Raw genomic sequence first — 23765 nt, forward strand, 5'->3', positions numbered from 1 at the left:
ACGGTAGTTCGAACAGAAGTCCGCACCATGGCGGGCCGCTGCGATCAAAAATGCGCATCTAAGATGCCAATTAATGGACCGGTTCCACCACGCGAGGAGTTCCACATGCTGTCCGAGCAGTCGACCGAGACCGTCCGAGCCACCCTGCCCGCCGTCGGAGCGGCCATCGGCGACATAACGGAGCTCTTCTACGCGAAGCTCTTCGCGGCCCACCCTGAGCTGCTCCGCGACCTCTTCAACCGGGGCAACCAGAACGCGGGCCTGCAGAAGCGGGCGCTCGCCGGTTCCATCGCCGCCTTCGCGACCCACCTCGTCGAGCACCCGGAGACCCGCCCCGACGTGATGCTCGGCCGTATCGCGCACAAGCACGCCAGCCTCGGCGTCACCCGCGAGCAGTACACGGTCGTCCACCGGCACCTCTTCGCCGCGATCGCCGAAATCCTCGGCGAGGCCGTCACGCCCGAGGTCGCCCAGGCCTGGGACGAGGTCTACTGGCTGATGGCGAACGCCCTCGCGGCCATCGAGGAGCGCCTCTACGCCGGACACCGGATCGCCGCCGGCGACGTATGGCGCGAGTGGACCGTGACCGGCCGGTCGGAGGAGACGGCCGACTGCGCCACCTTCCGCATCGCCCCCGCCGACGGCGCCCCCGCACCCGCGCACCTGCCCGGCCAGTACGTCTCCGTCCAGGTCGAACTCCCCGACGGAGCCCGCCAGATCCGCCAGTACAGCCTCTCCTCCTCACCCGGCTCCCCGGTCCGCGCGATCACCGTGAAGCGGGTCCACGGCCCGGCCGCCGGGGGCCCCGACGGCGAGGTCTCCAACCACCTGCACGCCCGCGTCCGGTCCGGCGACACGCTGCGGGTCTCCGCCCCTTACGGGGACCTGGTCCTGGAGGACTCCGGGGCCCCGGTCCTGCTCGCCTCGGCGGGCATCGGCTGCACGCCGATGCTCTCGATGCTGGAGCACCTGGCCGAGACCGGGCACGCCGCCCCGGTGACGGTGCTGCACGCCGACCGCTCCCCCGCCGACCACCCGCTGCGGGCCGACCACCGGGCCCTCACCCACAAGCTGGCCGACGCCTCGGCCCGCTTCTGGTACGAGGAGGATGCGGAGCCGGGCGACGGCACGGGGCTCATGGACCTGACCGACGTCCGCGTGGCCCCGGGCACCAGGGCGTATCTGTGCGGGCCGCTGCCCTTCATGCGGTCCGTGCGCGAGCAGCTGATCGCCAAGGGCGTGTCGGCGAGCGACATCCACTACGAGGTGTTCGGCCCCGACCTGTGGCTCGCTTCCGCTTGAGCCCTGTCCGGATCGGCTCGCTCACCGTACGAAAACACTAGCCGCGGAAGACCGGCCTCCACTAAACCTTGGCGTGATGGGTCGGGCACACAGGGTGTCCGACCCGCACCGCAACGAAGGAGGCGGCCATGGCCGCACCCATGTCCGCGGACCGGTTCATCAACGCACTGAGGAACGAAGGCGTGACCGTCGTCGAGGTCGGCGCCTGGCGCACCCACAACCGCAACCACAAGGGGCCCTGGGGCCCGATGCACGGGGTGATGATCCACCACACCGTCACGCGCGGCACCGCCCACAGCGTCGAGCTCTGCCGCGACGGCCACAGCGCCCTCCCGGGACCGCTCTGCCACGGCGTGATCGCGAAGGACGGCCGCGTCCACCTGGTCGGCTACGGCCGCGCCAACCACGCGGGCCTCGGCGACCCCGACGTACTGGCGGCGGTGATCGCGGAGCGGCGGCTCCCGCCGGACAACGAGGCGACCACGGACGGCAACCGCCACTTCTACGGCTTCGAGTGCGTGAACCTCGGCGACGGCGAGGACCCCTGGCCCGCGGCCCAGATCGACGCCATCGCCCGTGCTGCGGCAGCCCTGTGCCGGGTCCACCGCTGGACGGCCCGCTCGGTCATCGGCCACCGCGAATGGCAGCCGGGCAAGGTCGACCCCCGCGGCTTCACGATGCACTCCCTCCGCGACCGCATCGCGGAACGCCTGAAGTGACCGCTCCCACCAGGCCCTGTCCGGGGACAATGGCCTGGTGGACCACCCCGAACTGCAGTCGCGGCCGCCGTCTCCGCTCGTCGAGGCGGTGGACGAGCGGTTCGCCGGGCACGGCGTGCGGCTGCTGCTGAAGCGGGACGACCTCGTCCATCCCGAGCTGCCCGGCAACAAGTGGCGCAAGCTCGCGCCGAACCTGCGGGCGGCCCTGGATGCGGGGCACGAAAGGCTCGTCACCTTCGGCGGGGCGTACTCGAACCACCTGCGGGCCACCGCGGCCGCGGGGCGGCTGCTGGGTCTGGGGACGGTCGGCATCGTGCGGGGCGACGAGCTGGCCGGCCGACCCCTGAACGACTCCCTCGCCCGGTGCGCGGCCGACGGCATGCGGCTGCACTTCGCCTCCCGGTCCCGGTACCGGGCCAAGGCCGATCCGCAGGCACTCGCCGCGCTGCTGGACGAGGCGGGCGCGGGCGGGGCGTACGTCGTCCCCGAGGGCGGCAGCAACGCCCTCGCCCTGGCGGGCTGCGCGGAGCTGGGGCGCGAGCTCCACGGCGTCACCGACGTGGCGGCGGTGGCCTGCGGCACCGGCGGCACCCTTGCGGGCCTGGCCGCGGGACTCGCCCCCGGGCAGCGGGCGCTGGGCGTCCCCGTCCTGGCCGGCGGCTTCCTGTCGGCGGAGATACGTTCCCTCCAGACGGAGGCGTACGGCGGCCAGGTCGGCGACTGGTCCCTGGCGGAGGACTTCCACCACGGCGGCTACGCCCGCGTCCCGGCGGCCCTGGAGTCCTTCGCCGCCGACTTCGCCTCCCGCCACGGCTTCCCGGTGGAACGGATCTACGTGGCCAAACTCCTCTGGGCCCTGACCGCCCTCACCGAGACCGGCGCCTTCCCGCCCGGCACGACCGTCACCGCGATCATCACCGGTCGCCCGTAGGGGCGGTGCCGGCCCGCACCGCCGCCCACACCGCCGGGCCCCCGGCGGGCTACGTCGACTCCCGGTACGCCGCCGCCTCCTCCAGGTCCAGCCTGCGCAGCAGCACCCGCAGCATCTCGTCGTCGATCCGCCGGCCGTCCCGCAGCGCGACGAAGACCTCCCGCTCCGCCTCGATCATCTCCCCCGCGAGCCGCCGGTAGATGTCGTCCGCGGACTCCCCCGTCAGCGGATTGACCTCGCCCAGCCGTTCCCACACCGCGTTGCGCCGCCGCTCCAGCACCGTCCGCAGCCGGTCCACCAGCGGCGGCGGCAGCGTGGCGTTCTCCGGTTCCTCCAGCAGTTCCGCCAGCCGTTCCTCCGCCGCCCGCGAGGCCTCGCTCTGCGCCTGCGCCTCCGCCAGCGTCTCGGCCTGCACGTCCTTCGGCGGCAGCCTCAGCACCCTGATCAGCGGCGGCAGTGTCAGGCCCTGCACCACCAGCGTCCCGATGACCGTCGTGAAGGTCAGGAAGAGGATCAGGTTCCGGTGCGGCACCGAGATCGGCACGGAGAAGGCGATCGCCAGCGAGACGACCCCCCGCATCCCGGCCCACCCCACGATCACCGGGGACTTCCAGTCGGTCTCCGGCTCGCGCGTCCGGATCCGAGGCGACATCCAGCGCGGTACGAACGTCGCCGGGAACACCCACACGAAGCGGGCCACCACCACCACGAGGAACACCGCGACCGCGTACCAGGCCGCGGCGGAGCCCTCGTACTCCCCCAGCCCCTTGAGGACCACCGGCAGCTGGAGGCCGATCAGCGCGAAGACGAGCGACTCCAGGACGAAGGCGACCATCTTCCACACCGCCTCCTCCTGGAGCCGGGTGGCGAAGTCGACCTGCCAGTTGCGGTGCCCGAGGTACAGCGCGACGACGACCACGGCCAGCACGCCGGACGCGTGCACCCGCTCGGCCGCCGCGTACGCCACGAAGGGGATCAGCAGCGAGAGGGTGTTCTGCAGCAGGGGCTCACGCATCCGCTTGCGCAGCTGGTGGATCGGCACCATCAGCAGCAGGCCGACGCCGATCCCGCCCACCGAGGCCAGCAGGAACTCCGCGATGCCGCCCGCCCAGCCGGCGCTGACCCCGACCGCCGCCGCCAGCGCCACCTTGTACGCGGTGATCGCGGTGGCGTCGTTGACCAGGGACTCACCCTGCAGGATGGTCGTCAGCCGGTTCGGCAGCCGCAGCTTGCGGGCGATCGCCGTCGCGGCGACCGCGTCGGGCGGCGCGATCACCGCACCCAGCACCAGCGCCACCGGCAGGGACAGCCCGGGCACCACCAGGTACGCCGCGTACCCGACGGCGACGGTCGCGAAGAGCACGTAGCCGACCGACAGCATCGCGATCGGCCGGACGTTGGCGCGCAGGTCCAGGTACGAGCTGTCCACGGCGGCCGTGTACAGCAGCGGCGGGAGCAGCAGCGGCAGGACGATGTGCGGGTCGAGGGTGTAGGCGGGCACGCCGGGGATGTACGAGGCCGCCAGCCCGGCGGCGACGAGCAGGAGCGGCGCGGGCACCGGTGTGCGCCGCGCGAGCCCCGCCACGGCCGCGCTGCCCGCGACCAGCGCCACCAGCTGCAATACGTCCATCGAAGATCCGTCCTCCTTCGTCGCGCGCCCGCACCCTGGCCGTACGCTGGCCATCATGAGCGAGTGCACCCACGTTGCCGAACTGCCGCGCCCCGAGCCGGTCCCGTCTGCACAGACCTGCGCCGAATGTCTGGCGCTCGGCAGCCACCCGGTGCAACTGCGCATGTGCCTGGGCTGCGGACACGTGGCGTGCTGCGATTCCTCGCCCTTCCGGCACGCTACGGCGCACCACCACGAGAGCGGTCATCCGGTCATGCGGAGCTTCGAGCCGGGCGAGACCTGGCGATGGTGTTTCGTGGACGGTTCGATCGTGTGAGGCGGGGTAGTTCAACCCTCCGCCGGTTCCCCTGATTTGATCCCCGCAGACCCCTAGCCACTGTGCGTACCCATGGGCTTACCATCAGTCACTGGACGCAGGGCAGGGTGCTCAGAGCGGGCGTCACGAGGGGTGCCGCGACACGATCGCCCGGATCGCGGTAGCGTCACCGGCGAAAAGAGCTCGTACCACCTTGGAGGTGAGGGTGTCCCAGATCGCAGGCGAGCCCGGGACTCAGGACTTCGTGGAAGTCCGGCTGCCCGCTGCGGGTGCCTACCTGTCGGTGCTGCGGACGGCCACGGCCGGCCTCGCGGCACGTTTGGACTTCACCCTCGACGAGATCGAGGACCTCCGCATCGCGGTGGACGAGGCCTGCGCGATCCTGCTCCAGCAGGCCGTGCCGGGCTCCGTCCTCAGCTGCGTCTTCCGGCTGATCGACGATTCGCTGGAGGTGACCGTCTCGGCACCGACCACGGACGGACGCGCGCCGGAGCGTGACACGTTCGCCTGGACGGTCCTGTCGGCACTGGCCGGCAAGGTCGAGGCCACGGTCGAGGAGAACCGGACGGTGAGCATCAGCCTTTACAAACAACGCGGCGCGGGGCCAGGCCCGGCGTGAGCGGCGGGGAGATCCCGGTGCGGGGCGGGGATCGGCCCCGGGTACGGCACGAGGTCGACGGCGGCATCCCGGAGCAGCAGCACGCCCGGCCGCACCCGGCTGACGCGGATGCGGAAGACGGCTTTTTGGACTCGGCGGAGCGACGGGCGGGCCCTATGAGCGAGAACCAGCAGGACCAATCACAGCCGGTACAGCCACCGGAGGCCGCTGCGCCGGCCCCGGTGGCGGGGTTCCCGGTGTCTCCGCCGCCTGCGGCGCTGCCCGATCCGCGCGACCGCAGCAGCGCGCGGGCCCTGTTCGTCGAGCTGCGGGCGCTGCCCGACGGCTCGGTGGAGAAGGCGGAGCTGCGCAACCGGCTGGTTCGGATGCACCTGCCCCTGGTCGAGCACCTGGCGCGGCGCTTCCGCAACCGCGGTGAGCCGCTGGACGACCTGACCCAGGTGGCGACGATCGGCCTGATCAAGTCGGTGGACCGGTTCGACCCTGACCGCGGGGTCGAGTTTTCCACGTACGCCACGCCCACGGTGGTCGGCGAGATCAAGCGCCACTTCCGCGACAAGGGCTGGGCCGTGCGGGTGCCCCGGCGCCTGCAGGAGCTGCGGCTCTCGCTGACGACTGCCACGGCCGAGCTGTCGCAGCAGCACGGCCGCTCCCCGACGGTGCACGAGCTGGCCGAGCGGCTGGGCATCTCCGAGGAGGAGGTGCTGGAGGGGCTGGAATCGGCCAATGCCTACAGCACGCTCTCCCTGGACGTCCCGGACACCGACGACGAGTCGCCGGCGGTCGCGGACACCCTGGGTGCGGAGGACGAGGCCCTGGAGGGCGTCGAGTACCGCGAGTCCCTCAAGCCGCTGCTGGAGGGACTGCCGCCGCGGGAGAAGCGGATCCTGCTGCTTCGGTTCTTCGGCAACATGACGCAGTCGCAGATCGCGCAGGAGGTGGGCATCTCCCAGATGCACGTCTCCCGTCTGCTGGCCCGTACCCTGGCCCAGCTCCGCGAGAAGCTCCTCGTCGAGGAGTGAGCGGACCGCGGGAATGAGCGGGGCTCAGGAGGAGGAAGGCCCTCCGATGCCGAGCGCCTCGGTCGCCGTCGGGTTCACCAGGAGTGCGACGACGGCCACCGCTGCCACCGCGAGGGCCGCGGCGGCGGCGGTCACGGCACCGCCGGTGGTGTAGAGCGTCCAGGCCACCGGAAGCGCCATCAGCTGGGTGATCAGTGCCGGGCCGCGGCTCCAGCGGCGGCCCAGGCGCAGTCCGCGGGCGGCGATCAGCGGCAGCGCGGCGAGGGCGAGCAGGGTGATGCCGCCCGTCTCGGCCTGCTGCGGGGAGTCGGGGTCCCCGGCGATGCCGACGAACAGCATGTACACGCCGAGGCCGGCGAGCGCCAGGCCCTCCAGGGCGGTGAGGGCGGCCGCGGCGGTGAGCCGGCGGGGCAGCGCGGTGGGCGCTTCGACGGTGCGGGCGGGGGCGTTCGCGGGCTGCTTCTTACTCACCCTTGCAGGGTAGCGGCGCCCTCCGGAGGCCGGAGGGGACGGGCAGTAGGGTCGGCTCGCGAAGGGGTGGGTAGTCTGGCGCTCATGCGTGCACTTCTCGTGGCCAACCCAGCAGCGACGACCACCAGTGCGCGCACGCGCGACGTCCTGATCCATGCCCTGGCCAGCGAGATGAAGCTGGAGGCGGTCACGACCGAGTACCGCGGGCACGCCCGGGACCTGGGGCGCAAGGCCGCGCACGAGGGGCTGGACCTGGTGGTCGCCCTGGGCGGCGACGGCACGGTCAACGAGGTGGTGAACGGGCTCCTGCACAACGGGCCCGATCCGGACCGGCTCCCCCGGCTGGCGGTGGTCCCCGGCGGCTCCACGAATGTGTTCGCCCGCGCCCTGGGGCTGCCGAACGACGCGGTCGAGGCGACGGGCGCGCTCCTGGACGCGATGCGTGAGGAGCGTGAGCGGACGGTCGGCCTGGGTCTGGCGGCGGGGACTCCGGGTACGGAGGACGAGTCGGTGCCGGCGCGCTGGTTCACCTTCTGCGCGGGCTTCGGTTTCGACGCGGGTGTCGTGGGGCGGGTCGAGCAGCAGCGCGAGCGCGGCAAGCGTTCGACGCATGCCCTGTATGTACGACAGCTGATGCGCCAGTTCTGGGAGGAGCCCAACCGCCGGCACGGGACGGTGACGCTGGAGCGCCCCGGCGCGGATCCGGTGACGGACCTGGTGCTGTCGATAGTGTGCAACACCTCACCTTGGACGTATCTGGGGAATCGTCCGCTTTACGCCTCTCCGGAGGCGTCGTTCGATACTGCGCTTGACGTATTGGCACTCAACCGTTTGTCAACTCCGGCCGTCGCTCGGTACGCGACACAGCTCCTGACCTCCACTCCTGAGCGGGGTCCGCACGGCAAGCATGCGGTGTCTCTGCACGATCTGACCGACTTCACCTTGCATTCGAAGGTTCCCCTCCCGTTCCAGATGGACGGTGATCACCTCGGACTGCGCACCAGCGTTCGGTTCACAGGCGTACGCCGTGCACTGCGTGTGATTGTGTGAGTGGAAGGGCCCGCAGGCCTTTCACTCGAACGTTTACACGCCGGTCCACCCTCACGATGTAGGGCTGTGACCTAGTAGACACCGACGAATCAAAAAAAACTTTCCGGAAGGGGTTGTATCCCCGTCCGAGGTTTGCGAATCTCTTCATGGCGATCGGGACAGCCCGCAAGACCCGGCACCCACACAGACCGCCAGAACCCCTCCACGAATCTCAGACTGATCACCCGCGTGAAACCGGGCGGTCGCCCTTCCCTCACGGGGGGATTCGTGAAAGCGTTCACATTCACAAGCAAAGTGCCCGCAATACAAGGAGATGGAGCAGCCATGGACTGGCGTCACAACGCCGTTTGCCGCGAGGAAGACCCGGAACTCTTCTTCCCCATCGGCAACACCGGTCCTGCGCTGCTGCAGATCGAGGAAGCCAAGGCCGTCTGCCGCCGTTGCCCCGTCATGGAGCAGTGCCTGCAGTGGGCGCTCGAGTCCGGTCAGGACTCCGGCGTCTGGGGCGGTCTCAGCGAGGACGAGCGCCGCGCCATGAAGCGCCGCGCCGCTCGCAACCGGGCGCGCAACGCCAGCGCCTGACAAACGACTTTCGAGCCTCGACGCGCAGCGCGCAGTAACCGAAAAGCGCTCAGCAACGTGCTCTTGAGCCCCGGACCGAAGCATTCGGTCCGGGGCTCAGTGCTGTGCCGCGACTACGCTGCGTACCCGCGGCCCGCAGGCCACCTTTGACACTGAGTCACCGAACGGCTGCTACTTCTGCGGGCTGGACGGCAGGTCGAGGACGACCTTGGTGCCGCGCGGCTCGGCCCGGACCATGTCGAAGGTGCCGCCGAGCTCGCCCTCCACGAGCGTCCGTACGATCTGCAGTCCGAGGTTGCCGGCCCGCTGGGGGTCGAAGCCCTCGGGCAGGCCGTTGCCGTCGTCGAGCACGGTGATCAGCAGCCGGCCGTCCTTGCGGCCGGTCCCGCTGCGCAGCGCGGCCACTTCCACGGTGCCCCGCTCCCCCTGGGTGAAGGCGTGCTCCAGGGCGTTCTGCAGGATCTCGGTCAGCACCATCGACAGCGGGGTGGCGACCTCGGCGTCGAGGATCCCGAAGCGGCCCGTGCGCCGGCAGTCGACCTTGCCCGGCGAGATCTCCGAGACCATCGCGATGACGCGGTCGGCGATCTCGTCGAACTCGACCCGCTCGTCGAGGTTCTGAGACAGCGTCTCGTGCACGATCGCGATCGAACCGACGCGGCGCACGGCCTCGTTCAGCGCCTCGCGGCCCTGGGCAGAATCCATTCGGCGGGCCTGGAGCCGCAACAGCGCGGCCACGGTCTGGAGGTTGTTCTTCACCCGGTGGTGGATCTCCCGGATGGTCGCGTCCTTGGTGATCAGTTCACGTTCGCGACGCCGCAGTTCGGTGACGTCGCGGCAGAGCACCAGGGAGCCGATCCGGGTGCCCTTCGGCTTCAGCGGGATGGCGCGCAGCTGGATGACGCCGCCGTTCCCCTCGACCTCGGTCTCCCGGGGGGCCCAGCCGCTGGCCAGCTTGACCAGCGCCTCGTCGACCGGGCCGCGGGAGGGCGCGAGTTCGGCGGTGGTCACGCCGAGGTCCTGGCCGACCAGGTCGGAGGCGAGGCCGAGGCGGTGGTAGGCGGAGAGCGCGTTCGGGGAGGCGTAGGTGACCACGCCGTCGGCGTCGAGCCGGATCAGGCCGTCCCCGACCCGCGGGGAGGCGTCCATGTCGACCTGCTGGCCGGGGAAGGGGAAGGAGCCCGCCGCGATCATCTGCGCGAGGTCCGAGGCGGACTGGAGGTAGGTCAGCTCCAGCCGGCTCGGTGTACGCACAGTGAGCAGGTTGGTGTTACGGGCGATCACTCCCAGTACGCGGCCCTCGCGGCGCACGGGGATCGACTCGACGCGGACCGGCACCTCCTCGCGCCACTCCGGGTCGCCCTCGCGCACGATGCGGCCCTCGTCGAGCGCGGCGTCCAGCAGCGGGCGGCGGCCTCGCGGCACCAGGTGGCCGACCATGTCGTCCTGGTACGAGGTGGGGCCGGTGTTGGGGCGCATCTGGGCGACCGAGACGTACCGGCTGCCGTCGAGGGTGGGCACCCACAGCACGAGGTCGGCGAAGGAGAGGTCGGAGAGCAGCTGCCACTCCGAGACCAGCAGGTGGAGCCACTCCAGGTCGGTTTCTCCGAGAGCGGTGTGCTGGCGTACGAGGTCGTTCATGGAGGGCACGTTGCGAGCGTACCCCGGGTACGCAGGATGACTTTCCCCACGACGGTACTCAGGAGTATCCAGGAGGGGCGCGGGCCGCGTAGTGTTGGAGGAAGTGACGGGTTTCCCGCTACCGTCATTGGATGGACAGAACAGAATGGTCTAGTCCAGAATTGACTTAGAGTCTCCGCCCTCCCCGCACAGGAGGACGGATCGAGGTGGTCGCGCGCTCTGCCCTGACCGCGCTGACACCTCTCACCGGCCGCCGGGAACCGCACACCTGACGGCCGTTAGTACTCCGGGCTACGGTGCCGGACGGGTTGAGGGTCCCGTCCTGCACCGTGGCCCAGAGGAATTTACGGGGCCTTTTTCACGGCCAGGCCAGCAGGGCGCGCTCCGCCACCGCCTCCAGCTCTTTCCGGGTCGCCCCGTCGCGCGACTGCTGGGACATCCCCTGGAGCACGGCTCCGGCGTACCGGGCCAGCGCCCGCGCGTCCGTCTCCGCGGGCAGCTCGCCGGTGGCGATGTCGGCGCGGATCCGGCTCTCGAAGAGCTCCAGGTTGGCGTTGCGGCGATCGCGCAGCGCCTGGGCCACCTCCTCCGAGGTGGTGTTGGTGGCCGCGCTGATCACCATGCAGCCCGGCGGGTGGGCCGGGTCGGTGTAGACCTCGGCCGCCTCGCGCAGGATGCGCCCGACGGCGGCGCGGGCGGTGGGCTCCTCGGCCAGCGCCACGGCGGCGAAGTCGCCGTAGCGGCTCCCGTACACCACGACGACCTCGTCGAAGAGCTTGCGCTTGTCGCCGAAGGCCGCGTAGAGGCTGGGCGCGCTGATGCCGATCGACGTGGTCAGGTCGGAGATCGAGGTCGCCTCGTAGCCACGTTCCCAGAAGGCCGCCATCGCCTTGTCCAGGGCGGCGTCACGGTCGAAGGAGCGGGGCCTGCCGCGCTGTCCGGTCACCATTCCCACATTCTATAGCGGGCGCTAAGGAATCTGGTACGGTCCTTTCTGTAGCGACCACTAGCAAATGTGGAGGGGGGCGCGTCATGGGCGTGCTCGAAGGAAAGACGGCACTGGTCACGGGCGGCAGCCGGGGCATCGGCCGGGCCGTGGCGGAGCGGCTGGCGCGGGACGGGGCACTGGTGGCGGTGCACTACGGCCGCAACGCGGCCGCGGCCGGGGAGACCGTCGCGGCGATCGGGGCGGCGGGCGGGCGGGCCTTCGCCATCGGTGCCGAGCTGGGGGTCCCGGGGGACGCGCAGGCCCTCTGGGCGGCGTACGAGGCCCACCCCGCGCACACGGAGGCGGTGGACATCCTCGTGAACAACGCGGGGGCGGCGACCTTCGCGGGGATCGCGGACACCGACGAGGAGGCCTACGACCGGGCGCACGCGCTGAACGCCAAGGCGCCGTTCTTCGTGATCAAGCACGGGCTGGCGCGGCTGCGTGACGGGGGCCGGATCGTGAACGTGACCGGCACCCCGGACCTCGCGCTGCCGGCGATCCTCGCGACGGTCATGGCGAAGGGCGCGGCGAACGCCATGACGCGCTCGCTGGCCGCCGAGCTGGCGCCGCGGGGGATCACCGTGAACTCGGTGGGGCCGGGGATCACCGAGACGGATCTGAACGCGGTCCTGCTCGGGGACCCCGCGACCCGGGCCCACCTGGCCGCCCGTTCGGTCTTCCACCGGGTGGGCACGGCGGAGGAGGTGGCGGACGTGGTGGCCTTCCTGGCCTCGGCGGACTCCCGCTGGGTCACCGGCCAGCACCTGGACGCCACGGGCGGCCTGCAGTTGGCACTGACCTAGTCTTCAGGGCCGTTCGGAGGGGATGGAGCTGGGGACGGTCGGGAGCACGATGCCCCGCGGGGTCTGGGACGGCCCTTCGCCGGCCGCCGCGATCGCCATGAGGTCGGGCAGTTCGTAGGGCTCCGCGCCATCGAGGTCGACCTCGTAGCCGATGTCCCCGAGGCTCGCCGCGGTCAGCCGGCTCAGCGGGTTTCCTGCCGCGGCGATGGTCGGCGACATCAGCTCGTTGCCGAAGACCGTCTCGCGCCAGTGACTGCCCGCGCTGCCCGGGCCGCCGACGTTCGCGACCGGGACCGGGAGGGGCTGCCCCTCACCGCGGAGAAGGCCGAACTCCGCCATGGCGCCCGGGCCGACGAAGGTGGGGTTGCCCGGCATGACGATCGGGGGCCAGTCCTTCAGCAGGCCGAAGGCGCTCCAGACGAATGCGCTGACCCCCAGGCAGTGACCCATCTCGTGGGTGATGACGTCGAGCAGTGAGCCGTCGTCTTCCATCTGGCCGAGGTCGGCCTTGTCGAACCGCATGATGGCCTTCACCGGGAGACCCGCCCCGGCGAGCGCCGTCTGGGGCCGGAAGACGCGCGGCCCGGCCTCGCCGAGGACGCCGAAGACGCCGTCGAGGAACACTCCTTCTGCGTCGATCAGGATGTCGTCGACGATCACCTCGCCGCTGAAGTCGCGGATGATCGCGGTCTCCAGGTCACCGACGATGACCCGTGCCCAGCGCTCGGCCGCCTCGGCGAAGACGTCCTTCTGGCTGTTCGACAGCCCTCCGATGAAGCGGACCTCGATCTGGAACGGGGAGGTGGTCTCCGCGAGATCGGCGGCGCGCGTGGCGCTCGCCACGGCTCTGTAACTCTCGAAGGTGTAGGTCGGATTCCTGGCCATGACTACCACTCCGATCGCAAATAGCACGATTTACCTACCAAAGCCACCCTATGCGACAAAGGAGTTGTAGACAGGGCAACCAATCGCAGGTCAGACCGGCTGCGGCCCCGTGCACCGCACCGGCCTCCCGGGTGACCCTCAGGAGGCCGGAGGGCGGGATCGGGATCACCATGGAAAGCGGCGGGACCCGCCGCACCCGGCCCCCCTCTGCTAGATTGGTCTATACCACACCACCCACTCCAGATCGGCAGGCCCCGCGTGGAAGTTGTCATCGTCCCGGACGCCAAGGCAGGCGGCGAGCTCATCGCGGAGGCCATGGCCGCCCTGGTGCGCCGCAAGCCCGACGCCCTGCTCGGCGTGGCGACCGGCTCTACCCCGCTGCCCGTCTACGAGGCGCTCGCGCGCAAGGTCGGGGCGGGGGCGGTCGACGCCTCCGCGGCCCGGATATGCCAGCTCGACGAGTACGTCGGCCTACCGGCCGGCCACCCCGAGTCCTACCGCGCCGTCGTCCTGCGCGAGGTCGTCGAGCCCCTCGGCCTGACGGAGGCCTCCTTCATGGGCCCCGACGGTTCGGCCGAGGACCTCGTCGCCGCCTGCGAGGCCTACGACCGGGCCCTCGCCGAGGCCGGCGGCGTCGACCTGCAGCTGCTGGGCATCGGCACGGACGGGCACATCGGCTTCAACGAGCCCTGCTCGTCCCTGGCCTCGCGCACCCGCATCAAGACGCTGACGGAGCAGACCCGCGTGGACAACGCGCGCTTCTTCGACGACGACCTGGAGCAGGTGCCGCACCACGTCATCACCCAGGGCATCGGCACCATCCTCGACGCCCGCCACCTGGTGCTGCTGGCCACCGGCGAGGGCAAGGCCGAGGCCGTCGCGCAGACCGTCGAGGGTCCGCTGTCCGCTCTCGTACCGGCGTCCGCGCTGCAACTGCACCGGCACGCCACCGTCGTCGTGGACGAGGCCGCCGCCTCGAAGCTCAAGCTGGCCGACTACTTCCGCCACGCCTACGCCAACAAGCCGTCCTGGCAGGGTCTGTAGGCCTCCGCACGGCCAAGGCCGGGCTCCCCTCGGGGGCCCGGCCCTTCCTCGTACGCGGCGGAGCCGGGCACCACCCCTGTGACAGGTGCCCGGCTCCGGTTCCGCGGCGCGTCACATGGCCGTGACGGCCCCCGCGACGACCTCGGCGGCGGCGCGTCCGCAGACGCGCGCGGCACCGTGCGTGGCGATGTGCAGGGCCCCGCGCGGCTCGGCGCGCGGCAGCCCCATCTCGACCACCACCGTGTCCGGCCGGGCCTCGACCAGGGCGTCCAGCACCTCGGCCATCCACGGGTGGCGGTGCGTGTCGCGGACCACCGCGACCACGGTGCGCTCCCCCGCCGCCGCCAGGATCTGCGCGGCGGTGGCGCCCTGCGGGTAGAGGTCCGAGACCGTGTCCGGCAGCAGCTCGGCCAGCTCGGCGGCCGGGCCCCACGGGGTCTCGTCGCCGACCGCGATGTTCGCGACCGGGGTGAGGGTCGCGACGTACGGGCCGGTCAGCGGGCCGGCCACACCGGTGACGACGAGGGCCCGGCGGGCGGCGGTCAGGCCGATGCCGGACGCGCGGCTCCCCTCCGGCCGCGCGTCGGGCCGGGCCTCCCGGGTCCACGCGGCCAGCGCGCGGACGCGGGCGGCCGCGTCGGCGAGGCGCTCCTGGGGGAGCGTGCCCTCCCGTACGGCCGCGACCAGGGCGTCGCGCAGCCGCAGGACGGTGGCCTCGTCGGCGAGTCCGCCTCCGACGCAGATGGCGTCGGCTCCCGCCGCGACGGCCAGGACCGAGCCGCGCTCCATCCCGTACGTCCCGGCGATGGCGTGCATCTCCATGCCGTCGGTGACGATGAGGCCCTCGTAGCCGAGCTCCTTGCGCAGCAGGCCGGTCAGGATCTGCGGGCTGAGCGTGGCCGGCCGGGTCGGGTCGAGGGCGGGCACCAGGATGTGGGCGCTCATCACGGCCTTCGTCCCGGCCTCGATGGCGGCCTTGAACGGTACGAGTTCCCGCGCGGCGAGGGTGTCGAGGTCGACGTCGATGCGGGGCAGGGCGTGGTGGGAGTCGACGTTGGTGTCGCCGTGACCCGGGAAGTGCTTGGTGCACGCGGCGACGCCGGCGGCCTGGAGCCCCTCGACGTAGGCGGCGGTGTGCCGGGCGGCGAGGTGGGTGTCGGCGCCGAAGGAGCGTACGCCGATGACCGGGTTGTCCGGGTTGGAGTTGACGTCGGCGGAGGGGGCCCAGTTGAGGTTGACCCCGCACTCGGCGAGGCGGCGGCCCAGCTCGCGGGCGACGTCCCGGGTCAGGCCGGTGTCGTCGACGGCGCCGAGGGCCAGGTTTCCGGGGAAGGACGAACCACCCCGGACCTCCAGGCGGGTGACGTCGCCGCCCTCCTCGTCGATGGCGACGAGGACGTCGTCGCGTTCGGCGCGCAGCTGCGCTGTCAGCGCGGCCAGTTGTCCGGGCGAGGCGATGTTGCGGCCGAACAGGCCCACGGAGGTGAGGCCTTCGCCGATCCTTCGGAGCAGCCAGGCGGGGGCGGTGGTGCCCTCGAAGCCGGGCTGGAGGACGGCGAGGGCGTCGCGGGTCACCTCGTCGGAGGCGGTGGCGCGGTGCGCAAGGACGGTCATGGGGGCGTCATCCCTTCACGGCGCCGGCGGTCATGCCGCCGACGGCCTTGCGCTGGAGGAAGATGAAGATCAGCAGGACCGGGACCGCGAAGAGCGAGGAGGCGGCCATGGTGGCGCCCCAGTCGTTGCCGAAGGCGGACATGAACTCGGTCAGCCACAGGGGCAGGGTCTGCGCGGTCTTGTCCTTGTTGAGGATCAGGACCATGGCGAACTCGTTCCAGGCCGTGATGAAGCCGAAGAGCGAGGTGGACATCAGGCCGGGGGCCAGCAGCGGGAAGATCACCTTGCGGAAGGCCTGGCCGCGGGTGCAGCCGTCGATCTGGGCGGCCTCCTCCAGGGTCACCGGGACGGCGGCGATGAAGCCGCGCAGGGTCCAGATGGTGAAGGGGAGGATCATCACGAAGTAGATGGCCGTGAGCAGCGGGAGGCTGTTCAGCATCTCCCCGTCGCGGGCGATCATGTACATCGCGATGACCATGACCTCCCAGGGGGCCATCTGGGCCATCATCACCGTGAGGACCAGGCCCTTGCGTCCCTTGAACCGCATCCGGGCGATGGCGAAGCTCGCGGCGAGGGCGACGAGCAGGGCCAGCAGGACGGCGCCGACGGTGACCAGGACGCTGTTGGTGACGTACGTCCAGAAGTTCTGGACCCCGGTGGCCTTGCCGAAGTTGTCCAGCGTCGGCGCGAAGACGAAGACCGGGTCCTTCGTGAGCATCTGGTCGGACGGCTTGAGGGCCGACGAGAACATCCAGTACACGGGGAAGACGAAGACCAAGGCCAGCAGAAGGGCGCCGAGGTTCTTGGCCACGGCCGCGGGTCGCACCGGGCGGCGGGTGCGGAGCTGCTGTGCGGGCCTCTCGGGAGCCGCGGGCTCCGGGGCGGTGGTCGTGCTCACTGCTCCTCCTCCTGCTTCAGGATCAGGCGGAAGTAGAAGGACATGACGATCACGAGGATCACGATCGTCAGGACGGAGATCGCGGCGGCGAGGCCGTAGTGGGCCTGGCTCTGGCCCTCGACGTAGGCGAAGACCGGCAGGATCTCGGAAGCGCGGTCCGGGCCGCCCTTGTTCATCGCGTAGACCTGGGTGAAGGCCTTGAACACCCAGATCACCTCCAGGAAGGTGGTGATGAGGAAGAAGGGCTTCAGGTTCGGGAAGACGATCTTCCAGAAGGTCTGCCAGCCGTTGGCGCCGTCCATGCGGGCGGCCTCGTACAGCTCGGCGCCGACCGTGGTGAGGCCGGCGTACATGTTGAGGGCGACGAAGGGGATGGAGCCCCAGACCACCAGGATCGTGACGATCACCATGGTGGAGAGGCCGGTCTCCATCCAGTTGTGCTGTTCGTAGCCGGAGAAGCCGGCGGTGCGCATGACCCAGTTCATGACGCCGAACTGCTCGTCGAACAGCCACCGGAAGACCTGCACCGAGGCGACGATCGGCATGGCCCAGGCCATCACCAGCGCCATCGAGAGGACCAGGCGCATCTTCTTGCCGAGCTTGTTGAGCAGGATGCCGATGAGGCTGCCCAGCACCATGATCAGCGCGACGTTGGCCAGGGTGAAGGCGAAGCTGCGGACGACGACGGTCCAGAAGTCCGGGTCGCCGAGCAGTTCGGTGTAGTTGTCGAATCCCGCGAAGGGGTACTTCCGCTGGATGAACTCGATCTTGTTGATGTCCTGGAGGGACAGGATCACGTTCTTGATCAGCGGGTACAGCAGGAGCGTCGCGAGGGCGAGCACCGCGGGCGCGACCAGCAGGTAGGGCAGCCACCCGGTGGGGAGCGACTTCCCGCTCCCGCGAGGCGGCCTGGCGCCGGGGCCGGGGCCGGTTGCTGGGGCCGGCGTCTCGGGCAGTCCGGCGGACTTCGGTGGTGCGTCCTGTGGAGCGCTGGTCACCGCTCCCTGGGAGTGCACGGTCATGGCTTGGCTTCCTCGCGGTTGACTGTGGAGTCAAATGCGCGACCGGGGGCGCGGCGGGTGTCCGGGCACCTGCCGCGCTCCCCGGTGCGTTCACACTGCTGGGTGGTGCGGGTACTGCGGGGCGGGACTACTTGTTGATGCGCTTGGCGATCTCGGCGTCCGCGTCCGCGCCGGCCTTGGCCGCGTCCTCACCCTTGAGGACCTTGGTCATGAACTCCTTGATGGGGTTCGGCTCGGTCTCGACGTTCGCCCAGCCCGCGGTGACCGGGGTGATCTTGCCGTTGACGCCGGCCTTGCCCATGGCCTCGGCGAAGGAACCCGCGGCCGGGGTGAAGTTGGCGGCGGCCTGGTTCGGCAGCAGCGCGCCCTTGGTCTCGGCGGCGTACTTGGTCATCTGGTCCTTGCCTGCGGCGAGGGCCAGCCACTCCTTGGCGAGCTCCTTGTTCTTGGAGCGCTCGGCGACGGCGAGGTTCGAGCCGCCGAGGAAGACGGTGCTGGTCTTGTCGGCGGTCTTGCCCGGGATCGGGAAGTAGCCGAAGTCGGCTTCCTTGCCCGCGGCCTTCAGGGCCTTCTCGGCACCGCCGGCCTCCCAGCCGAGACCGATCCAGGAGGCGACGCCGCCCTTGGGGACGATGTCGGTGGACTGCTGCGGGTTGGCCTCGTCCTTGTCCTTGGGGGCGGTGGAGTAGGACTGGATCTTCTTGTAGAACTCCATCGCGGCGCCGGCCTGCGGGGTGCCGAGGCCGCCCTTCCACTTGGCGCCGTCCTTGACGGCGAGGTCGCCGCCCTCGTCCCAGATGAGACCCGCGAGGACGTACCAGCTCTGGCCGGGCAGGTAGATGGGCTGGGTGGCCGGGTCGGCCGCCTTCAGCTTCTCCAGGCCGGCGATCCACTCGTCGCGGGTGGTGGGCGGGGTGACGCCGGCCTTCGCGAAGGCCTTCTTGTCGTAGATGACGACGCGGTTGGCGGCGTACCAGGGGGCGGAGTAGAGCTTGCCGTCGACCTCGGCCGAGGCGAGCATGCTCTTCTGCCAGGCGTCAGCGCCGAGCTGGGCCTTCTCCTTGGTGAGGTCGGCGAGACCGCCGGTGACCGCGTAGCCGGCGGTCTGGGTGTTGCCGAGCTCGAGGACGTCCGGAGGGTTGTTCTCGGAGAGGGCCGTGGTGACCTTCTCCTGGATGCCGGTCCACTTCTGCTCCTCGACCTTGACCGTCACACCGGGGTGCTTGGCCGAGAACTCCTTGTTGACCTCGTCGATCCAGGCCTTCGGCGCGGAGCCGTCCATGACCCAGACGGTGATCTCCTTGGGACCCGCGTCGGCCTTGGCCTTGTCGTCGTCCCCATTGCCACACGCCGCGAGTCCGACCATCATGCCCGCGACACCGACCGCCGCGATGAGCTTGCGCTTCACGCCACCCTCCTCAGGGATGCCTGCCTGCACTTCCCTTGCCCGCCGCGGTGACATACGCGAAGTACTGCCGTGGGGCTGGGATCTGATCCATATTGGTGTAGACCAGTAGCTGGAGCTTGGCCTAGACCTTTAGGGGTGTCAAGGGTCTAATGAACGGGTGTCCCGTCCGTTATCGGACCGACACCTGGGGAGAGAGAAGGCCTGTCCCCCCAGCCGTGTCACCATGTGACCGCACATATCGGAGGAGCCGGTGACGGCAGCGAAACTGGAGTCGGGAAGGCGGGCGGCGATGGCCACCGAAGGGGCACTCACGGAGCCGGACGGCGGGGCAGTCACTCGCACGGCGCGTGTACCCAAGTACTACCGACTCAAGCGGCACTTGCTCGACATGACCGAGACGCTGCCGCCCGGCACCCCGGTACCGCCGGAGCGCACGCTCGCGGCCGAATTCGACACCTCGCGCACCACGGTCCGCCAAGCCCTCCAAGAGCTGGTCGTCGAGGGACGACTGGAGCGGATCCAGGGCAAAGGCACCTTCGTCGCCAAGCCCAAGGTCTCGCAGGCCCTGCAACTGACCTCCTACACGGAAGACATGCGGGCCCAGGGCCTGGAGCCGACCTCACAGCTCCTCGACATCGGCTACGTGACCGCCGACGACACCCTTGCCGGACTGCTCAAGATCAACACCGGTGGGCGGGTGCTGCGCATCGAGCGCCTGCGGCTGGCCAGCGGAGAGCCGATGGCCATCGAGACCACCCACCTTTCGGCCAAGCGCTTCCCCGCGCTGCGCCGGTCGCTCGCCAAGTACACCTCCCTCTACACGGCCCTCGCCGAGGTGTACGACGTCCACCTCGCGGAGGCCGAGGAGACCATCGAGACCTCCCTGGCCACCCCGCGCGAGGCGGGCCTGCTCGGCACCGACGTCGGGCTGCCGATGCTGATGCTGTCCCGGCACTCGCTGGACGCCGACGGCGAACCGGTGGAGTGGGTGCGATCGGTGTACCGCGGCGACCGCTACAAGTTCGTCGCCAGGCTCAAGCGCCCCGCCGCCTGAGGCACCTCCCCCGGCCCCCCGCGTAGCGGATCCCCGCGACCGGAATGCGGTCGGGGTCTTACGTTCACCAGCCAATCCCCCGTAGATTCCGCCTGCTTACGCAGATGATCGACGAGGGGACGAGAGGTCATGCCTGAACCGGAAGCAACAGGGACACAACGGGACACGGCGAGTCCGGAGACCCCATCGGGCTCGCCCTCCCCCAAGTCCATCGCCGTGTGGGTGCTCGTCGGGCTCGTCGGCGCCATCGGCTGGGGCGTGCTGGCGCTCTCGCGCGGCGAGGAGATCTCCGCGGCCTGGCTGCTCGCCGCCGCGCTGGGCTCGTACGCCATCGCCTACCGCTTCTACGCCCGCTTCATCTCGCAGCGCGTGCTGAAGGTCGACGCGACGCGGGCCACCCCCGCCGAACGCCTTGACAACGGTGTCGACTTCCATCCCACCGACCGCCGGGTGCTCTTCGGCCACCACTTCGCCGCCGTCGCCGGCGCCGGACCGCTCGTCGGACCCGTCCTCGCCGCGCAGATGGGCTACTTGCCCGGGACCATCTGGATCGTCGCGGGCGTGATCTTCGCCGGCGCCGTCCAGGACATGGTGACGCTGTTCTTCTCCACCCGCCGCGACGGCCGTTCGCTCGGCCAGATGGCGCGGGACGAGATCGGCCCCGTGGGCGGAGCCGCCGCCCTGGTCGCCGTGTTCGCCATCATGATCATCCTGCTGGCGGTGCTGGCACTGGTCATCGTCAACGCCCTGGCGCACTCCCCCTGGGGTGTCTTCTCCATCGGCATGACCATCCCTATCGCCGTCTTCATGGGCTTCTACCTGCGCGTCCTGCGGCCGGGCCGGGTCACCGAGGTCTCCCTCATCGGCGTCGCCCTGCTGCTGCTCGCCATCGTCGCGGGCGGCTGGGTCGCCGAGTCCTCCTTCGCCGGGACCTTCACCCTGGAGAAGGAGACGCTCGTCATCTGGATGGTGGTGTACGGCTTCCTGGCGTCGGTCCTCCCGGTGTGGATGCTGCTCGCGCCCCGGGACTACCTGTCCACCTTCATGAAGGTCGGCACCATCGCGCTCCTCGCGATCGGCGTGGTGGTCGCGATGCCGACGCTGAAGATGCCGTCGGTCACCGACTTCGCGGCCCGCGGCGACGGCCCGGTCTTCGCCGGGTCGATGTTTCCGTTCGTCTTCATCACCATCGCGTGCGGCGCGCTCTCGGGCTTCCACGCCCTGGTCTCCTCGGGCACCACCCCGAAGATGATCCAGAAGGAGACCCAGGTCCGCATGATCGGCTACGGCGCCATGCTGACCGAGTCCTTCGTCGCCGTCATGGCGATCATCGCGGCCTGCATCATCGAGCCCGGCCTCTTCTTCGCCGTCAACTCCCCCGGCGGGGTCATCGGCACCACCGTCGAGTCCGCCTCTCAGGCGGTGACGAACTTCGGCTTCGCCATCTCGCCCGAGGCGCTCACCCAGGCCGCCAAGGACGTCGAGGAAGCCAGCCTGCTGTCCCGTACCGGCGGCGCGCCGACCTTCGCACTCGGAATGTCGGAGATCTTCTCCTCCGTCATCGGCGGCACCGGGATGAAGGCGTTCTGGTACCACTTCGCGATCATGTTCGAGGCGCTCTTCATCCTGACGACGCTCGACGCCGGCACCCGCGTGGGCCGGTTCATGCTCCAGGACACCCTCGGCAACGTCCACAAGTCCTTCAAGGACGTCAGCTGGAAGCCCGGCGTGTGGTTCGCGAGCGCGATCGTGGTCGGCGCGTGGGGCTACTTCCTGTGGGTCGGCATCAAGGACCCGCTGGGCGGCATCAACCAGCTCTTCCCGCTCTTCGGCATCGCCAACCAGCTGCTGGCCGCGGTCGCGCTGGCCGTCTGCACCACGCTGCTGGTGAAGTCCGGCCGGCTCAAGTGGGCCTGGGTGACGGGCGTCCCGCTGGTCTGGGACGCCACGGTGACCCTCACCGCCAGCTACCAGAAGGTCTTCTCCGAGGACGTGAAGGTCGGCTTCTTCGCCCAGCGCGACAAATACCAGGCGGGCATCGACGCCGACAAGGTCCTGGCCCCGGCCAAGAACATGGACGACATGCACACGATCGTCACCAACGCCACGGTGGACGGCGTGCTGTGCGCCCTCTTCGCGGTGCTGATCATCGTGGTCCTCGCGGACGCGCTCCGCACCTGCCTCAAGGCTGTACGCGACCCGGGGTCGGCGAAGCTCTCCGAGGTCCCGTGGACCGAGTCGAAGATCGTCGCCCCGGCGGGCCTGATCGCGACCGCCGAGGAGCGCGCCCAGCTCGCCGCCGCGGCCGACCGCGATTTGGGCGGCGGGCAGGTCAAGGAGCCGGTGGGGTGAGCACCGTACGGAGCGTGCTGGCCAGGGCCAGGTTCTACGTACGGGAGTTCTCCGGGGAGGCCGCGTACGACCGGTACGTCGCCCATGCCCGCTCCCACGACCCGGACGCGGAGGTCCTCACCCGCCGCGCCTTCGAACGCGCCCGCACCGACGCCCGCGAGGCCGACCCCCGCGAGGGCTTCCGCTGCTGCTGACACACACGTAGGGCCCCGCCGCACGACGCGGCGGGGCCCTACGGTGTGCTCAGCGCACCCAGTCCTTGAGGACTTCGGTCTGCAGGGTGATGCCGACGGGGTCGGGCAACGCGATGTCCGTCCCATAGGGCACGATGTGGATACTCTCGTACCGCTGGCCGTTGGGCTGGCTGTAGACGGAGACCTCGCACTTGGCCCGGTCGATCAGCAGGTAAAGGGGGATGCCGGTCTCCGCGTACGCGCGGGGCTTCTCGACGTGATCCCGCCGGTGGGTGTCCGAATCCCACGAGGTCACCTCGACAGCCATGAGGATCGGGTCGGGGTCGACCCAGTCGCCCTGCCCGACGAAAGCATCCGGATGCGCCAGCACCGCATCGGGGATGGCCCGACCGGTCCGGTACTGATCCACCTTGATTCCCTGGCCTGGATGCAGGAAGAGGTCATCCGGCCGTGACTGCATGCAGATCTTGAGCAGCCACTGAATGATCCGCCCGTGGTCCCCGTCCGGCACTGCCTTACTCCTGATCACCCCGTCGATGAACTCCAGCCGTGTCCCCTCCCTCTCGCGGGCCGCTATGCGCGCCACGGCCTCGAAGTCCTCGGTCAGCATGTGGGGGCGGTCGGCCATCACGGTCATGCCTCGCTCACCTTCCTCGACGGTGCTGCCTCCGACGATAGCGCCGGGCGCCGACGGGCGTCCTGCACACTCGACCGCATGGACATGGTGATCAGAACGGCGGTGCCCGCCGACTACGCGGATCTGGGCGAGATCACGGCGCGGGCCTACCTCGCCGACGGGCACCTGGACTTCAACGAGGACGACGCCTACCTGAAGGTGCTGCGCGACGTGGCCGGCCGGGCCGCGCAGGCCGAGGTGCTCGTCGCCGAGCGCGACGGGCAGGTGCTCGGCGGGGTGACCTTCGCCGCACCCGGCAGCCCGCTCGCCGACATCGCAGGCCCGGACGAGGCCGAGTTCCGGATGCTCGCGGTGGCCCACGCGGCCCGCGGACAGGGCGCCGGCGAGGCCCTGGTGCGGGCGTGCATCGAACGGGCGCGGGCCGTCGAGGGCGTCACGGGCGTCGTCCTCTCCACCCAGCGCAGCATGGCGGGGGCCCACCGGATCTACGCGCGCCTGGGCTTCGTACGCACTCCGGAGCGTGACTGGGCGCCCGTCGAAGGCCTGACACTCCTGACGTACCGACTCAAGCTGTAGCGAC

General features: G+C 70.5%; 24 protein-coding genes. 14 read left to right on the forward strand and 10 right to left on the reverse strand.

Annotated elements, in window-relative coordinates:
• The first annotated feature begins 105 nt into the window (after positions 1–105).
• From ACZ3X1_RS12655 to ACZ3X1_RS12665, 3 genes are all read left to right on the forward strand, one after another.
• Positions 106–1302: a globin domain-containing protein gene (locus ACZ3X1_RS12655; protein WP_467279198.1), complete on the forward strand. Its 1197-nt coding sequence runs from the start codon at positions 106–108 to the stop codon at positions 1300–1302.
• Positions 1303–1430: 128 nt separating this feature from the next.
• The gene (locus ACZ3X1_RS12660) at positions 1431–2021 is read left to right on the forward strand and encodes an N-acetylmuramoyl-L-alanine amidase (RefSeq protein ID WP_356815184.1); all 591 of its coding nucleotides are present in this window, start codon (positions 1431–1433) and stop codon (positions 2019–2021) included.
• Between the two features lie 37 nt (positions 2022–2058).
• Positions 2059–2952: a 1-aminocyclopropane-1-carboxylate deaminase/D-cysteine desulfhydrase gene (locus ACZ3X1_RS12665; protein ID WP_356815185.1), complete on the forward strand. Its 894-nt coding sequence runs from the start codon at positions 2059–2061 to the stop codon at positions 2950–2952.
• A 49-nt stretch (positions 2953–3001) separates the two neighbouring features.
• On the opposite strand, the gene ACZ3X1_RS12670 is transcribed toward ACZ3X1_RS12665, so the two are convergent.
• Entirely contained in the window at positions 3002–4582 is a 1581-nt protein-coding gene (locus ACZ3X1_RS12670) for a Na+/H+ antiporter (RefSeq protein WP_356815186.1), read from the reverse strand.
• A gap of 55 nt (positions 4583–4637) precedes the next feature.
• Between ACZ3X1_RS12670 and ACZ3X1_RS12675 the strand changes: the two genes are divergently transcribed.
• The 3 genes from ACZ3X1_RS12675 (at position 4638) to ACZ3X1_RS12685 (ending at position 6539) form a co-directional block, all read left to right on the forward strand.
• Positions 4638–4898, forward strand: coding sequence for a UBP-type zinc finger domain-containing protein (locus ACZ3X1_RS12675; RefSeq protein ID WP_356815187.1), 261 nt, complete (start codon positions 4638–4640; stop codon positions 4896–4898).
• A gap of 205 nt (positions 4899–5103) precedes the next feature.
• A complete protein-coding gene (locus tag ACZ3X1_RS12680) occupies positions 5104–5517 on the forward strand; it encodes an ATP-binding protein (RefSeq protein WP_030012703.1) in 414 nt (137 codons plus the stop codon).
• A gap of 17 nt (positions 5518–5534) precedes the next feature.
• Positions 5535–6539 (forward strand): RNA polymerase sigma factor SigF, encoded by a 1005-nt coding sequence (locus tag ACZ3X1_RS12685; RefSeq protein ID WP_356815188.1) that lies wholly within the window; start codon positions 5535–5537, stop codon positions 6537–6539.
• A 24-nt stretch (positions 6540–6563) separates the two neighbouring features.
• On the opposite strand, the gene ACZ3X1_RS12690 is transcribed toward ACZ3X1_RS12685, so the two are convergent.
• Entirely contained in the window at positions 6564–7010 is a 447-nt protein-coding gene (locus ACZ3X1_RS12690) for a hypothetical protein (protein WP_356815189.1), read from the reverse strand.
• Between the two features lie 84 nt (positions 7011–7094).
• On the opposite strand from ACZ3X1_RS12690, the gene ACZ3X1_RS12695 reads away from it, so the two are divergent.
• Positions 7095–8060, forward strand: a complete 966-nt coding sequence (locus tag ACZ3X1_RS12695) for a diacylglycerol/lipid kinase family protein (RefSeq protein ID WP_362626607.1) — start codon at positions 7095–7097, stop codon at positions 8058–8060.
• 324 nt (positions 8061–8384) lie between these two features.
• Positions 8385–8642 carry a WhiB family transcriptional regulator gene (locus tag ACZ3X1_RS12700; protein WP_003953983.1) on the forward strand — a complete coding sequence of 86 codons (258 nt, stop codon included), beginning with the start codon at positions 8385–8387 and terminating at the stop codon, positions 8640–8642.
• Between the two features lie 171 nt (positions 8643–8813).
• On the opposite strand, the gene ACZ3X1_RS12705 is transcribed toward ACZ3X1_RS12700, so the two are convergent.
• Both ACZ3X1_RS12705 and ACZ3X1_RS12710 read right to left on the reverse strand, forming a co-directional pair.
• Entirely contained in the window at positions 8814–10283 is a 1470-nt protein-coding gene (locus tag ACZ3X1_RS12705) for a sensor histidine kinase (protein ID WP_356815194.1), read from the reverse strand.
• A gap of 358 nt (positions 10284–10641) precedes the next feature.
• Entirely contained in the window at positions 10642–11232 is a 591-nt protein-coding gene (locus tag ACZ3X1_RS12710; RefSeq protein WP_467279206.1) for a TetR/AcrR family transcriptional regulator, read from the reverse strand.
• An 83-nt stretch (positions 11233–11315) separates the two neighbouring features.
• Between ACZ3X1_RS12710 and ACZ3X1_RS12715 the strand changes: the two genes are divergently transcribed.
• Positions 11316–12077, forward strand: a complete 762-nt coding sequence (locus ACZ3X1_RS12715) for an SDR family oxidoreductase (RefSeq protein WP_362626188.1) — start codon at positions 11316–11318, stop codon at positions 12075–12077.
• A gap of 3 nt (positions 12078–12080) precedes the next feature.
• Here ACZ3X1_RS12715 and ACZ3X1_RS12720 read toward each other — a convergent pair whose 3' ends face one another.
• Entirely contained in the window at positions 12081–12962 is an 882-nt protein-coding gene (locus tag ACZ3X1_RS12720; protein ID WP_356815192.1) for a leishmanolysin-related zinc metalloendopeptidase, read from the reverse strand.
• A 258-nt stretch (positions 12963–13220) separates the two neighbouring features.
• Between ACZ3X1_RS12720 and nagB the strand changes: the two genes are divergently transcribed.
• Positions 13221–14006: a glucosamine-6-phosphate deaminase gene (gene nagB, locus ACZ3X1_RS12725; RefSeq protein WP_467279210.1), complete on the forward strand. Its 786-nt coding sequence runs from the start codon at positions 13221–13223 to the stop codon at positions 14004–14006.
• A gap of 111 nt (positions 14007–14117) precedes the next feature.
• Here the strand turns inward: nagB and ACZ3X1_RS12730 are convergent, their stop codons facing one another.
• The 4 genes from ACZ3X1_RS12730 to ACZ3X1_RS12745 all read right to left on the reverse strand — a co-directional run bounded on the left by ACZ3X1_RS12730 (position 14118) and on the right by ACZ3X1_RS12745 (position 18948).
• Complete coding sequence (locus ACZ3X1_RS12730; RefSeq protein ID WP_467279213.1) at positions 14118–15620, reverse strand: glycoside hydrolase family 3 protein; 1503 nt, start codon at positions 15618–15620, stop codon at positions 14118–14120.
• A gap of 7 nt (positions 15621–15627) precedes the next feature.
• Positions 15628–16518 carry a carbohydrate ABC transporter permease gene (locus ACZ3X1_RS12735; RefSeq protein WP_390077734.1) on the reverse strand — a complete coding sequence of 297 codons (891 nt, stop codon included), beginning with the start codon at positions 16516–16518 and terminating at the stop codon, positions 15628–15630.
• A complete protein-coding gene (locus ACZ3X1_RS12740; RefSeq protein ID WP_362626200.1) occupies positions 16515–17540 on the reverse strand; it encodes a carbohydrate ABC transporter permease in 1026 nt (341 codons plus the stop codon). The genes ACZ3X1_RS12735 and ACZ3X1_RS12740 overlap by 4 nt, the downstream gene beginning before the upstream one ends.
• Positions 17541–17667: 127 nt before the next feature.
• A complete protein-coding gene (locus ACZ3X1_RS12745; protein WP_467279219.1) occupies positions 17668–18948 on the reverse strand; it encodes an extracellular solute-binding protein in 1281 nt (426 codons plus the stop codon).
• A 289-nt stretch (positions 18949–19237) separates the two neighbouring features.
• Between ACZ3X1_RS12745 and ACZ3X1_RS12750 the strand changes: the two genes are divergently transcribed.
• The 3 genes from ACZ3X1_RS12750 (at position 19238) to ACZ3X1_RS12760 (ending at position 22548) form a co-directional block, all read left to right on the forward strand.
• On the forward strand, positions 19238–20002 hold the full coding sequence (locus ACZ3X1_RS12750) for a GntR family transcriptional regulator (RefSeq protein ID WP_356815421.1): 765 nt from the start codon (positions 19238–19240) through the stop codon (positions 20000–20002).
• Between the two features lie 129 nt (positions 20003–20131).
• Entirely contained in the window at positions 20132–22354 is a 2223-nt protein-coding gene (locus ACZ3X1_RS12755; RefSeq protein ID WP_467279223.1) for a carbon starvation CstA family protein, read from the forward strand.
• Positions 22351–22548, forward strand: a complete 198-nt coding sequence (locus ACZ3X1_RS12760; protein ID WP_030016682.1) for a CstA-like transporter-associated (seleno)protein — start codon at positions 22351–22353, stop codon at positions 22546–22548. The genes ACZ3X1_RS12755 and ACZ3X1_RS12760 overlap by 4 nt, the downstream gene beginning before the upstream one ends.
• 49 nt (positions 22549–22597) lie before the next feature.
• Here the strand turns inward: ACZ3X1_RS12760 and ACZ3X1_RS12765 are convergent, their stop codons facing one another.
• Positions 22598–23185 carry a Uma2 family endonuclease gene (locus tag ACZ3X1_RS12765; protein WP_467279225.1) on the reverse strand — a complete coding sequence of 196 codons (588 nt, stop codon included), beginning with the start codon at positions 23183–23185 and terminating at the stop codon, positions 22598–22600.
• A gap of 78 nt (positions 23186–23263) precedes the next feature.
• On the opposite strand from ACZ3X1_RS12765, the gene ACZ3X1_RS12770 reads away from it, so the two are divergent.
• Positions 23264–23761, forward strand: a complete 498-nt coding sequence (locus ACZ3X1_RS12770) for a GNAT family N-acetyltransferase (protein ID WP_467279229.1) — start codon at positions 23264–23266, stop codon at positions 23759–23761.
• Positions 23762–23765 lie beyond the last annotated feature (4 nt).

It is taken from the genome of Streptomyces sp. NPDC023541 (assembly GCF_055559995.1).

Coding starts and splice junctions, on each gene's coding strand:
- ACZ3X1_RS12695 (WP_362626607.1), top strand. CDS start 7,095: ATGCGTGCACTTCTCGTGGCCAACCCAGCAGCGACGACCACCAGTGCG.
- ACZ3X1_RS12710 (WP_467279206.1), bottom strand. CDS start 11,232: ATGGTGACCGGACAGCGCGGCAGGCCCCGCTCCTTCGACCGTGACGCC.
- ACZ3X1_RS12660 (WP_356815184.1), top strand. CDS start 1,431: ATGGCCGCACCCATGTCCGCGGACCGGTTCATCAACGCACTGAGGAAC.
- ACZ3X1_RS12655 (WP_467279198.1), top strand. CDS start 106: ATGCTGTCCGAGCAGTCGACCGAGACCGTCCGAGCCACCCTGCCCGCC.
- ACZ3X1_RS12715 (WP_362626188.1), top strand. CDS start 11,316: ATGGGCGTGCTCGAAGGAAAGACGGCACTGGTCACGGGCGGCAGCCGG.
- ACZ3X1_RS12675 (WP_356815187.1), top strand. CDS start 4,638: ATGAGCGAGTGCACCCACGTTGCCGAACTGCCGCGCCCCGAGCCGGTC.
- ACZ3X1_RS12750 (WP_356815421.1), top strand. CDS start 19,238: ATGGCCACCGAAGGGGCACTCACGGAGCCGGACGGCGGGGCAGTCACT.
- ACZ3X1_RS12765 (WP_467279225.1), bottom strand. CDS start 23,185: ATGACCGTGATGGCCGACCGCCCCCACATGCTGACCGAGGACTTCGAG.
- ACZ3X1_RS12720 (WP_356815192.1), bottom strand. CDS start 12,962: ATGGCCAGGAATCCGACCTACACCTTCGAGAGTTACAGAGCCGTGGCG.
- ACZ3X1_RS12755 (WP_467279223.1), top strand. CDS start 20,132: ATGCCTGAACCGGAAGCAACAGGGACACAACGGGACACGGCGAGTCCG.
- ACZ3X1_RS12770 (WP_467279229.1), top strand. CDS start 23,264: ATGGACATGGTGATCAGAACGGCGGTGCCCGCCGACTACGCGGATCTG.
- ACZ3X1_RS12670 (WP_356815186.1), bottom strand. CDS start 4,582: ATGGACGTATTGCAGCTGGTGGCGCTGGTCGCGGGCAGCGCGGCCGTG.
- ACZ3X1_RS12705 (WP_356815194.1), bottom strand. CDS start 10,283: ATGAACGACCTCGTACGCCAGCACACCGCTCTCGGAGAAACCGACCTG.
- ACZ3X1_RS12730 (WP_467279213.1), bottom strand. CDS start 15,620: ATGACCGTCCTTGCGCACCGCGCCACCGCCTCCGACGAGGTGACCCGC.
- ACZ3X1_RS12700 (WP_003953983.1), top strand. CDS start 8,385: ATGGACTGGCGTCACAACGCCGTTTGCCGCGAGGAAGACCCGGAACTC.
- ACZ3X1_RS12740 (WP_362626200.1), bottom strand. CDS start 17,540: ATGACCGTGCACTCCCAGGGAGCGGTGACCAGCGCTCCACAGGACGCA.